Here is a 12,235-nt window from a genome sequence, read left to right as displayed (position 1 = left end):
CACCACCGCGGCATTGTGCTTCATGTCGTCGGGCACGAGCCGCTCGAAGAGGTCCTGGTTGCTGTGGTGCGTGCGCGTGTCGTAGTCCACCGGGTCCTGGATGAACTGCCAGCCCCCAGGCCGATGGCGTCGAAGGCCTGATGGTCCGTGCCGCTCGTGTTGGCCGGGGAGACGGTCGTGACCCCCTTGTCCTTGAGCGGAGCGATCCACGCCGAGAAGGCGTCCTTCACCTGCGTGTTCCCCTGCAGGTACACACCACGAATCTTCCCCGTCCCATTGTCCACGTTGAAGTAGCCGGCGTGCTTCTCGTAGGCGGGGAGGGCTTGCACGGTATCGGTAGGGGTAAAGCCGTTCGAGTCCACGCGAAACACGCGTTCGCCCAGGTGGCGCGCGACGTACTCGCGTGAACCGAATAGCCCCTGTTCCTCTCCCGTCCACAGGCCGATGCGGATCGTGCGGCGCGGCTTGAGCCCGCTCGTCTTGATCAGGCGCAGGGCCTCCATCATCACCGCCGTCCCGGCGGCATTGTCGGTGGCGCCGGTCCCCGCGTGCCACGAGTCGAAGTGCGCCCCCAGCATGACCACCTCGTCCTTGAGCGCCGGGTCGGTCCCGGGAATCTCGGCAACGATGTTGAACGATTCGGCCTCGGGCGTCACGGTGTTCGCCATGTCGAGGGCGATTGTGACCGGGATCCCCTTTTCGAGGATGCGGGCGATGCGCCCGTAGTGCTCGCCTGCCACGTGGACCATGGGCACCTGGGCAACGCCGGGGGTGCGCGGCGAGCCGTTGTCGGTGAAGATCGTGCCGTCGTCGCCGCGTGCCGGGAGCAGGATCGCCGCGACGCCCTGGCGCGAGAACCAGCGAAGCGCGGCCGTGTCGTTCGCCGGGCGAAGCGTCGTGCCGGCGAAACGACGCGCCATCGCCCCCATCGCGGCCGGGTTGCGCGGAATCGCGAAGCCCCCGGAGCGGGGATCGGGGACGCCTGCTGCGGCCATCTTGTCCAGCTCCTCATCCGTGTACCGCTTGGCGTCGGCCTTGAGGTGCGGCGCGAGTTGCGGGGGGGCGCCCAGCAGGACGAGCGCGCCGCGCAACGCCCCCGCGTACTTGGTCGTGTCGCCCCAGCTCGTCATGATCACGAGCTTCGCCTCGCCCTTGACCGGTCCCGAGGTGCCGGCCGACCACGCGCGCGGTGCCGCGTCGACCTCGAAGGGGGTCGGCGAGAGCACCTGCACCGTGAGGCGGTCGTTGCGCCACCCGGGGAACCGGGGGCTCCAGTACTCGAACCCCACGTTCGACAGCCCCCACTCCTTCATCGTCTTCACCGCCCATTCGCCGGCGGCCTTTGCGCCTGGCGACCCCGTGAGGCGGGGGCCATGGACGTCGGTGAGCCAGCTGGCGATCGACATCACCTGCCCGCTGGTCCACTCCTCCTGGTAGAAGCGGCGGAGCGTGGTGCTGTCGACGACCTCCTGCTGCGCGGCGAGCGGGGTGCTCGCGGCGATGACGAGTGCGCTGGCGAGCAGCGTGCGGGTGCGTGCGGCGGACATATGGGGGAGGGAAGGGCGAAGGGAGCCTCGCGGGGCGAAAGACCCTGCGCGAGCGAGACGGCGTGACGCGGCGACCAACGTACGAATGTAGGGGCCCAAGGCCGGGTTGGGGACGCCGCCGTGCACGAAGATAGGACAAGCGTCCCGCACCTGAGGGGGGTGAAACGCCCCATCGTCACCCAGCGTACGATCGCACACCCGCCCGTGCTCGACACGTTCCCCCCTCCTCCTCGCTGCCTCCGCCGCCGCCATGCTCGAGATCCGCGCCCTCGCCAAGTGGTATCCCGGTCCCGTGCACGCGCTCCGTGGCACCTCGCTCGATGTCCCCACCGGGATGTTCGGCCTGCTGGGCCCTAACGGGGCGGGGAAGACGACCTTCATGCGGATCCTCGCCGGGCTGCTCGAGCCGTCCGCCGGGCACATCATCCTCGACGGCGACGACATCACGGGGCACCCGGAACGCCTCTGGCCCAGGCTGGGCTACCTCCCGCAGTACTTCGGGTTCTATCCGCACCTGACGGGGCACGCCATGCTGCGCCACATGTTGCAGCTGAAGGGGGTGTCGCACCCGGGCGGGATCGATGCCCTCGTGGAGGCGCTGCTCGAACGCGTGAACCTCGGCGCGGCCGCACGACGACCGGTCCGGAGCTACTCGGGCGGGATGCGCCAGCGACTGGGGATCGCGCAGGCCATCGCGGGCGACCCGCGCCTGATCATCGTCGACGAACCGACGGCCGGTCTCGATCCCGAAGAGCGCCTTCGCTTCTATCGATTGCTGGCCGAACTCGCCGAGTCGCGTATCGTGCTCCTGTCGACGCACATCGTGGACGACGTCGCCGTCCTCTGCCCGCGTTTTGCGGTGCTGCACCAGGGGACGATCCTCGCCTCCACCACGCCGTCGGCTGCACGCGACGCGCTGGCCGGGGCGATGTTCGAGGGCGAAGTGGGGCGCAACGCCCTCGAGGCGATCAGCGCGCGCTTCCACGTGACCGAATCGTACCTGGTCGAGGGGCGCCATCGGCTGCGCGTGCACGCCCCGGACGGCGTGGTCCCCGACGGTTTTCACGGCGTCCAGGCCAAGCTCGACGATGCCTACCTGCTCCTGACGCAATCGCGACATCCGTCGCTGCGCGGTGTGGCGTGATGCCACGCGCGCGTATGCAGGCGATCGCCTCGCTCGAACTGCGCACGCAGCTGCGTGGCGCGCCGTTCTGGACGCTGCTCCTGATCGTCGTGGCGGCCACCAGCACGCTCAACCCCGTGGCGATGATTCGCGGCGGTGGGGAGACGGTGGATGGGGTGCGCGCCTTCGCCAACTCGGTGCACGCGCTCGCCCCGACCTTCGCGATGAGTGCGTTCTTCGTCTATCCCTTCTTCGTCGCGCTCATGGCCGGGCTGACCGTCCTGCGCGACGACGAAGTGGGGATGACCGATCTGATCGGCAGCTCACCGGTGAGCACGCGCGAATACTTGGTGGCCAAGCTGGCGGGCGTCGTCGCGGCCCTGCTGCTCGCGTTAGGTGTGCACCTGCTGGTCGTGATGGCCTTCCGGGAGTTGGGGGTCGGCGGCGTGGCGCGCGGCCCCTTCTCGCTGGCGTCGTACGTCGTCCCATTGGTCGTCCTTGCCCTGCCCGGGGTGCTGTGGATGGCCGGTCTTGCCTTCTCACTCGGTGCCGCCACACGCCGCCCGATGCTGGTCTACGCACTCCCGACCGCGCTGTACGTGGCGCAGTTCGCCCTCTTCTGGAACTGGCACCCGGTCGGGATCGCGCCGTGGCTCGATCATACGCTCATGGTGCTCGATCCCACCGGGCTGCGCTGGCTCTCCCATTCGCTCTTCGCCGAGGATCGTGGCCTCGGCTACTACAACACCGCACCGTTGGCGCTCGATGCCACGATTGTCGCGGGCCGCTTGCTCACGCTGATGGTCCCCGCCGCCGCGGTCTGGGCCCTCGGCGTGCGGCGCGCCCGCCGCACGGACGCGCCGCCGTCAGGCGCAGCGACGGCCGTCACCGCGCGTCCCACCCGTGCGACCTTTGCCCCGTTGGGTGAGTTGCGGATGCAGAGCCGCGCCCCAGGGTGGTTTACCGGGCTCCGCACCGTGCTCACCGCCGAGTTGCGCGAACTGCGTGCGCAGCCGGCGGGGTATCTCTTCGGGCTCGCCCTCCTCGCCATCGTCATGGAGGTGGGCGGGGGCGAAGTGGACGACTACGGCCTCCCGCTCCTCACCTCGGCCGGTGACTTCGCGGTCCGCACCATCCCGGTCGTCACGGTACTCGTCTGCCTCTACCTCCTCTTCACGGTGGTGGAGATGATGCACCGCGATCGCGCCACCGGCTTCGAGTCGCTCGCCCTGTCGTCGCCGATCCCCACGACCGCGATGCTCAGCGGGAGGGGAATCGCGGCGCTCACCCTCGTCGTCGTGCTCCTGGCGGTGTGCGTCGTCGGCGGGATCGGCGCCGCGGTGCTGCAGCCCGGAGCGCGCATCGAGGCCGGGCCTCTGCTGCTCGTCTTTGGCCTCGTCCTCGCCCCCACCTTCATCCTCTGGACGTCGTTCGTCATGGCGGTGATGGTGGTCGTGCGACAGCGCACCAGCGCGCTGGCGATCGGCCTGGCCACGCTGGTGCTCACCGCTGCGCACTTCATGGGCGGCGGGATGACCTGGCTCTCCAACTGGCCGCTCTGGGGAGCGCTGCGATGGACCGACTTCGGCCCGTTCCCGCTCAACGGTCCCCCCCTGCTGCTCAACCGCCTGCTCGCGTTAGGCTCGGCGGCGCTCTGCTTCGCCGTCGCCAGCCGCGCCTTTGCGCGCACCGAGCGTGACGTGTCCCGCGGGAAGGAACGCCGGCGCCCCGTGCATGTCCTGCGCGCCGGATGGCGCCTCGCTCCGCTCGCGGTCGTCCCCGCCGTCGCCGCCGGGTTGTTGGCGGTGCGCATCGACCGCGCAGCGCCAGCGCGCGGGGCGAGCGTGGCATCAGCAGCGAGCGAAGGCCTGCCGGCCACCGGTGCGCGGGAGGGTGCACCGTTCGGGACGCGCCTCGCACACATCGACCTCACCATCGAACTGGAGCCGCAGGCGCACACGATGGGCGCGCGCGGTACGTACGACGTCGAGAACAGTGGCGCCTCGACGCTGCAGTCGCTGCGCTTTCACGTCCCCGCCGTCCTCGGCGAGGTGATATGGGAGGGCGGCGCCGAGCGCTCGACGGGACGGCGAGTGCGCGACACCGTAGAGGTGGCGCTCACCGCGCCGCTGCGTCCGGGCGAGCGCGTGCGCGTCGGCTTTCGCTATCGGGCCACCATGCCGGCCCGCTACACGCGCAACGGCGGCGGCGCCTCGAGCTACATCCTCCCCGAGGCGACGGTCCTCTCCACCCATCGCGGGGCCTTCCTCCCGGCACTCGTCGGCGCCGAGCGCGACGCGCGTGGCTTCACGTCGCGCATGACCGTGAGCGCGCCAAGCCAGTACACGGTGAACGGTGTCGGCGACCTGGTCGCACAGGAAACCGTGGGCAACCGTTCGACCGTCACCTGGGCCACCGAGCACCCGGTCGGCGCGCTCTCGCTCATGGCGGGACGGTGGAACGTGGCGCGCGCCCCGGGGGCCGCCGTCTTTCACCTGGCGGCGCACGCGTCCAGGGCGCCTAACGTCCTGCACGCGCTCCGGGCGGCGCGCACTCGCTACGCCGAGTGGTACGCCCCGTATCCGTGGCAGGAACTGCGGCTGGCCGAGTCCCCGGACCTCGAGACGCAGGCCACCGCCTACCCGACGACCATCGCCGTCTCCGAAGGGTTAGGGTGGCGCACACCGGAGGGGGTGCGTGGCGGGCTCGCCTTTGCCGTCGCGGCGCACGAAGCCGCGCACCAGTGGTGGGGGCACCTGCTCAACATTGCCGAAGGCCCGGGAACCGGAATGCTCGCCGAGGGACTGGCCGACTACTCGGCGCTCCTCCTCATCGACGCCGAACTGGGCCCGCAGGCGCGCATGGCCTTCGCCCGTGCGCTCGAGGCACAGTACCTCGCCGGGCGCTCGACGAGCAGGGAGCGACCCATTCTCGAGACGTCGGAAGACGGGACGGCGGACGAGTCCGTGCTGCAGAAGCGCGGGGCGTGGGCCATGTGGATGCTGCACCAGCACCTTGGGGAGCGGCGGACCTTCGCGGCGTTGCAGCAACTCATCGCGCGGCACCAGCGGCTGGGGACCGCGGCCACTCCGGCCTCATTGCTCGAATCCCTGCGTGCGGTGGCGCCAGACCCCGTGGCGCTGGAGCTCGAGGTGGCGCAGTGGTTAGGGAGCACGGCACTCCCCGAGTTGGCCATCGACCGAAGCCAGTGCCAGCGGCAGGGGACGGCATGGCGTTGCGACGCCGTCATCCGAAACGCCGGAACCGGGACGATCAGCGTCGATGTCGACGCCAGGCGGAACGGCGAGGCGATCGCTGACGGTCGACAGCGGGTGATGCTCGGCGCCGGTCGAACGGCGCGCGCGCAGTGGACGCTCTCGTCGCGTCCGGACGAGTTGGTCATCGATCCGGAGGTGCGCGTGCTGCAGCGACATCGTGAACGGGCACGGGCCACGATATCCGAACGCTGAGCGGCGCGCCGAGACGTCGCCCCGTCGTGCGTATGGCCGAAGCCGCGGAGGCCAGTAGCTTGAAGTCATGCCGCCACTCTCGTCGCCCGCTTTCCTCCTCGCCAAAACGATGTCGCGCGTGCCCCGATCGGTCTGTTCGACGCGCGCGATGACCCTGCGCGCGTCGGTCCTTCGCGTGTTGGCGCCGTGCGCGCTGTTGCTCCTGCCGACCCCCTCGCGCGCGCTCGCCTTGCCCCAGCAGGGACTGGCGCAGGCGTGCGTCTCCCCCGCGCTGGCCGACACGCTGGTGCGCGTGCGGTACGCCGAGACCGGCGCGTCGGCCTACTGGCTCTCGCGGCAACAGCTGCAATGGCCGGGGGCCCCCGCCGACGGGCGCTATGCCCTCTACAAATCGGCGGGGGCAACGCTGCAGGTGGCGCGCGGCGCCGCCGTCGAGGGGGCCGATGCCCGCATTCCGCTCGCGCGCGATCCGTCGCCACTCCCCGCCGAGGTGGCGGAGCGCTTTCGCTTCCTCGCCGCGGGGGTGCGCCTAACGCTTCCCGTCGAGCGCCGGGACCAGGTGGCTGGTTTGCTTCGCGACCAGCACGTCCTGGTCCGGGAGGATGCGGACGGGCGCGTGCTCGAGGCGACCGGGATCCAGCTTCCGGGGGCGCTCGATGACCTGTATGCGCGCGCCGCCGACGCCCCGGACCTCGGGGCGACGCTGCAGGCGCTCGGCACGGCTGGCGGAGGGCTCGCCGTGTGGGCGCCGACGGCGCGCGCGGTCGCGGCCTGCGTGTATCCGCGCGCCACCGGCGACTCCGCCACGGTCGTGCCGCTCGTGCGCGACGAGACGACTGGCATCTGGCGCGCGCCCCTGCGCGGCCACGTGCGCGGGGCTGGCTACCTCTATGTAGTGGAGCTGTTCGTCCCCGGCGTCGGCATCGTGCGCAATCGCGTCACCGATCCGTATGCCGTGGCCCTCACCGCGAACTCCAGGCGGAGCGTCCTGCTCTCGCTGGACGACCCGCGCACGCAGCCGAATGGGTGGCGCATGGCGCGTCGGCCAGCACCGTTGCGCGCCGCCACCGACCTCACGGTCTACGAACTGCACGTGCGCGACTTTTCGGCGCAGGACTCCACGGTGCGTGCGGCGTGGCGCGGGAAGTACCTCGCCTTCACCGAGCCACGGTCGGCCGGGATGCGCCACCTGCGCGCGTTAGGCTCGGCGGGCATCACCGACGTGCACCTCCTCCCCGCGTACGACCTGTCGACCGTCCCCGAGGTGGGGTGCGTGGTCCCCGCGATCCCGTCGGCGGCGGCCAACTCCGAGCAGCAGCAGGGGGCCGTGAGCGCGGTGCGGGATCGTGACTGCTTCAACTGGGGCTACGACCCCTTTCACTACACGGTCCCCGAAGGGAGCTACGCCACCGACGCCGATGACGCGGCGGGTCGCGTGCGCGAGTTCCGCGCGATGGTCCAGGCGCTGCACGCGGCGGGGCTGCGCGTCGGCATGGACGTCGTGTACAACCACACCTTTGCCGCCGGGCAGGCCCCCAAGTCGGTCCTCGATCGCATCGTCCCCGGCTACTACCACCGCCTGAGTGCGAACGGGGCAATGGAGCGCTCCACCTGCTGCGAGAACACCGCGACCGAGCACGCGATGATGGCCAAGCTCATGGTCGAGTCGACGGCGACGTGGGCGCGCCACTATCGCATCGACTCGTTCCGCTTCGACCTCATGGGGCACCAGCCGCGAGGAGCGATGGCCCAGCTGCAACGCGCCGTCGACGCGGCCGCCGGGCGCCACATCCCGCTCCTGGGGGAGGGATGGGACTTTGGCGAGGTGGCGAACGGGGCGCGATTCGTCCAGGCATCGCAGCGATCGTTAGGTGGGAGCGGAATCGCCACCTTCAGCGACCGCGCCCGCGATGCGCTGCGCGGGGGGGGCTGCTGCGACGGGGGTGAGGGGCTCGTGGCCAACCAGGGGCTGCTCAACGGACTGCTCGATGCCCCCAATGCCCCGAATGCCGGGCGCGACCGCCGCGCCGACGGGCTCAGGGCCGCCGACCTGGCGCGCGTGGGGCTCGCCGGGACGCTGCGCGACTACGAGATGACCGGCGCCGACGGGGTGCGCCGCCCATTGTCGCGCTTCGACTACGGCGGCCAGCCCGCCGGCTATGCGCAGGAGCCGAGCGAGGTCGTCAACTACGTGGAGAACCACGACAACCTCACGCTCTTCGACCTCAATGCCCTGCGCCTCCCGCGCGGGACGTCGCGCGAGCAGCGCGCCCGCAGCCAGCTGTTGGGGATCGCCTTCGTCGCGCTGAGCCAGGGGATTGCCTACCTGCACGCCGGGATCGAAATCCTCCGCTCCAAGTCGCTCGATCGCGACTCGTTCGATTCGGGCGACTGGTTCAACCGCCTCGACTGGAGCTACACCACCAACGGCTTCGGTGGGGGACTCCCGCCCGCGCACCGGAACAAGGACGATTGGCCGGTGATGCGCCCCGTGCTGGCCGATACGAGCATCGCCCCGACGTCGGCGGAGATTCGCTGGACGCGCGATGCCGCACTCGACCTCCTGCGTATCCGCGCGAGTTCGACGCTCTTTCGCCTGCGCACGGCGGCAGACGTCTCGAAGCGCCTGCAGTTCCGGAACGTTGGGGCGACGCAGGACCCGACGGTGATCGTCGGGCACCTCGATGGCGCCGGGTACCCTGGGGCGCGCTTTCGCGAAGTGCTCTATCTCGTGAATGTCGCCGCCGAGGAGCGCGTGCTCGACCTGCCGGAGGAGAAGGGGAAGCGTTGGGTCCTGCACCCCGTGCATCGGGCTCCAGCGGCCGCCGATCGATCGGCGGCGACGGCGCGCGTCGAGACCGCGAGCGGACGCTTCACGATCCCCGCACGAACGGCAGTGGTGTTCGTGGTGGAATAGGGTGGCACCGGGTGCGGGGAGTGCACGGCGGCGAATCGGCGTCCCGCCGACGCCGCGTGCCGACTCCTATCAGTAGTATGTGATCGACATGAAGCTGGAGACCTCGCACTCTCCCTCGGCCGCGCGCCTGCGCACGGTGAAGCTCGTCCACACGGTGGCGTGGACCTTCTTCGTGCTGTGCATCGTTGGTATTCCGGTCGCGACGTGGCTGCGTCGCTTCGACGTCGCGTTCGTGCTCAGCGGCATCGTGGCGATCGAGGTGGTCGTGCTCGCGCTCAACAAGTGGCACTGTCCGCTGACCGATGTCGCGGCGCGCTACACCGACGAGCGGCATCCCAACTTCGACATCTATCTCCCGGTCTGGGTCGCGCGGTACAACAAGGAGATCTTCGGGCCGCTGTACGTCGTGTGCGTGGGATATGCGCTGATGCGTTGGTACATGGGGTGACGTCGGGGCACACTGGGCGTTGTTGCAGACTGGCACCGCCGGGCGAGCGAACTGGGGTCAGCTCCATCGAACCAGATGCTCGATGATGCTGACCCCAATGTGGTGACCGAGGCGACGACTGCTCGCTGCAGCTGTGTGGACCCCGGCTGACTCCGAGTGGCCCACCAGTTGGCGACGCGCGGCTACGCCTTCACGACCACCGTCTTTGAACTCGTCGTCAGGCGCCCCGACGCATCGAGCAGGTCGAGACGCAGCGTGTACGTCCCCGGCATCCCGTAGCGCACCGTCAGGCGCTGGAGCCCGGTCCCGCGCACCACGGCGCCGGGAGCCAGCGTCCAGGTGTACGTCGCTCGTAGCGCCTCGGTCCCCGTCGCGGTCGCGGTGAGCGTGCAGACCAACCCCGTGCAGGAGGCATTGAATGCTGCGCTCAGGCCGGCCGGGGTGGTGGGCGTGGGGGTGACGGGGGTGGGGGGCGGCGTTACCGGCGTCGGCGCCGTAGTCGTCCCCGTGAGGGTGACGTTGGCCACGCGCAGCAGCCGGTTGGGGGTCCCAGCCGGAAGCCCGGTGATGCGTCCGGTGCTCGCATCGCGCACGACCCAGGCGGCAAGCTGGGCCGGCTTCGCGGTCAGGTTGGCGGCCAGTGCGGTCGCGACCGCCCCTGCCGTGATGGGCGAGGAGAACGACGTCCCGCTCGCCAGCGCCTGTGCGGCGTCGCTCGCTGCGCTGGCAATCAGCACCTGCACTCCCGGGGCAAAGACGTCGACGCACGAGCCGATGGCGCTGAAGGTCGCGCGCGCGTCACGCGCGTCGCTCGCGCCCACGGTGATGGCGGCCGGAAGACGCGCTGGCGAGGTGCGACATGCATCTCCGGCATCGTTGCCGGCAGCCGCAACGACGGCGATCCCCGCGTTCACCAGTCGGGCGACGGTGCTGTCGATCAACACGCTCCCGCCGGCGAAGCCGAGCGAGAAGTTGGCGACGACGGGAATGGTGGGGTTCTTCTTGCGCTCGGCGAGCAGGAAGTCGACGCCGCGCACCAACTCGACGCTCGTCCCGCTCCCCTGGGCATTGAGCACGCGGATGTCGAGGAACTTTGCCGCGGACGCGAGCCCCAGCGTGGCGCCACCGACGGTGCTGGCGACCGCGGTCCCGTGCCCGTGCGCATCGCCCGACCCCTTGGCCTGGTTGGTGAAGCCGTCGAAGCCGGCGATGACGCGACCGGCGACCTCGCGATGCGTCCAGCGAATGCCCGTGTCGAAGATCGCCACGCGCACGCCGGAGCCCGCGGTCGCCAGGCGCGTCACGTAGCCGTCGAGCGGGAGCGCCACCTGATCGACGCGGTCGAGCGCCCAACTCGTGGTGGCGCTGCGGGTGGTGGCGAGTGCCTGCGCGTACTTGACCGGCTCGACCAGCAGCACGCCGGGGTCGGTCGACACGAGCTGTGCGTCGGATTCCGTCAGGCGCAACACGGCGCCGCCGAGTGCGTGCAGCGGCTCGATGGGCGCATCACCCGCGTCGAGCACGCGCGCGGTGACACCGGGGGTGAGGTCGCGCGTCGAGACGCGCAGCGACGGGACGTTCGACGCGAGTCGGTCGAGCGTCGCCGAGGCGGCCGCGGAGTCGGCGGGGCCGGGGAAGAGCACGACGTACGCGCGCGTGTCCGGCGGGGGGGCGACGTCGACGACCTGGGAGGTCGAAGGAAGGGCAGTGGGATCGGCGCAGGCGGCCGCGAACAGCGCGGCGGCCGCGGCCGAAAGTCGGCGAGCGGAACGGACCAGCATGGGCGAGCTCTCCCGTGGCAGGTACAGGGTGGGCGTCGCCCATGGGGTGCCACTCGGCAGTCCCATGAACCGTGTCGCTTCGGTCACCGCCCGGTCTCCTCACCGACTGGGCGAGGAGATGGCTGGCTTTGCGGACCGGTGTCGCCACCGGGGTGCTCTTGTCGGACGACGCACTATGTGACGGAGCGTATCGACCGATGGCGGGGAGAACTTGAGCGTCGGGGCGAAACTCGCCTCTTCCCCTCGTTCCACCCGCGGCCGAAGCTCGCCCTGTTCGACCGCCGGGTGAGCCGGCCTCCCGGTCCTGTCTCGGTCTTCGCCGCCCCCCTACTGTCCGAAGGTCGCGTACCCTTGCGCGGCGAGCGTCGCGCGCGCCATCGACGCCGACGTCGCGACCTTCACGAAGGGGAGGAGCTGCTCGCGAGTGATCTTGAGCCGAGCGAGCGCCTGTCCGCAGACGATGACCTGGACGCCGGCCGCGTCCAGCGCCTCGAGCAGCGCAACGCTCCCGTTGTCGACGCCGGTTGCCGCCTTGTAGGCCACTGCATGCATCAACGACTTGGTGGCCGGGCCATAGACGATCACCGCCAGGTGCACCTGTGCGCGTGGCACCCCCTCGGTGTCGGTCATGTACAGGAAGTTGGCCGGACGCCGAAAGCCATCGGCCAACTGATCGGGCTTCTCCGGCGCCGCCGTCACGCTCCACGCGATCTTGTACGTCAGCGCCTTGTCGGCGGGGAAGGTCGGGTTGGGGACCGGTGCGCTGGCGCCGAGCTTCTTGATGAGCGCCTCACCGGTCTGCGCCTGTGCGATGGAAGGGGCGGCGAGCAGCAGGGCAACGGCGAGTGCGGTCAGCGGGCGACACATGGGATCTCCGGGGGGCGCGAGTAGTGGCGCATCAACAGGGCTGTCCCGAAGATGCAGGGGAACCGACGCGGTGTCACGCACT

The 12,235-nt window shown here is 70.6% G+C and carries 7 protein-coding genes; 4 read left to right on the top strand and 3 right to left on the bottom strand.

Annotated elements, in window-relative coordinates:
* Positions 1–20 precede the first annotated feature (20 nt).
* Positions 21–1,547: a M20/M25/M40 family metallo-hydrolase gene (locus IPN47_21340; GenBank protein ID MBK9410542.1), complete on the bottom strand. Its 1,527-nt coding sequence runs from the start codon at positions 1,545–1,547 to the stop codon at positions 21–23.
* A gap of 250 nt (positions 1,548–1,797) precedes the next feature.
* Here IPN47_21340 and IPN47_21335 point away from each other — a divergent pair, with 250 nt between their 5' ends.
* From IPN47_21335 to IPN47_21320, 4 genes are all read left to right on the top strand, one after another.
* Positions 1,798–2,691, top strand: coding sequence for an ATP-binding cassette domain-containing protein (locus tag IPN47_21335; protein ID MBK9410541.1), 894 nt, complete (start codon positions 1,798–1,800; stop codon positions 2,689–2,691).
* Positions 2,691–6,140: a hypothetical protein gene (locus IPN47_21330; GenBank protein ID MBK9410540.1), complete on the top strand. Its 3,450-nt coding sequence runs from the start codon at positions 2,691–2,693 to the stop codon at positions 6,138–6,140. The genes IPN47_21335 and IPN47_21330 overlap by 1 nt, the downstream gene beginning before the upstream one ends.
* A 148-nt stretch (positions 6,141–6,288) precedes the next feature.
* The gene (locus IPN47_21325; protein ID MBK9410539.1) at positions 6,289–9,057 is read left to right on the top strand and encodes a DUF3372 domain-containing protein; all 2,769 of its coding nucleotides are present in this window, start codon (positions 6,289–6,291) and stop codon (positions 9,055–9,057) included.
* 88 nt (positions 9,058–9,145) lie between these two features.
* Positions 9,146–9,505: a hypothetical protein gene (locus IPN47_21320; GenBank protein ID MBK9410538.1), complete on the top strand. Its 360-nt coding sequence runs from the start codon at positions 9,146–9,148 to the stop codon at positions 9,503–9,505.
* A gap of 182 nt (positions 9,506–9,687) precedes the next feature.
* Here the strand turns inward: IPN47_21320 and IPN47_21315 are convergent, their stop codons facing one another.
* Together IPN47_21315 and IPN47_21310 are read right to left on the bottom strand one after the other, a co-directional pair.
* Positions 9,688–11,286 (bottom strand): S8 family serine peptidase, encoded by a 1,599-nt coding sequence (locus IPN47_21315; protein MBK9410537.1) that lies wholly within the window; start codon positions 11,284–11,286, stop codon positions 9,688–9,690.
* A 327-nt stretch (positions 11,287–11,613) separates the two neighbouring features.
* Positions 11,614–12,153, bottom strand: a complete 540-nt coding sequence (locus IPN47_21310) for a DsrE family protein (GenBank protein MBK9410536.1) — start codon at positions 12,151–12,153, stop codon at positions 11,614–11,616.
* Between the last annotated feature and the right edge of the window lie 82 nt (positions 12,154–12,235).

The sequence above is a fragment of the Gemmatimonadota bacterium genome, from assembly GCA_016719105.1.
Taxonomy (GTDB): domain Bacteria; phylum Gemmatimonadota; class Gemmatimonadetes; order Gemmatimonadales; family Gemmatimonadaceae; genus SCN-70-22.
This window is presented reverse-complemented; position numbering and strand designations above follow the sequence as displayed.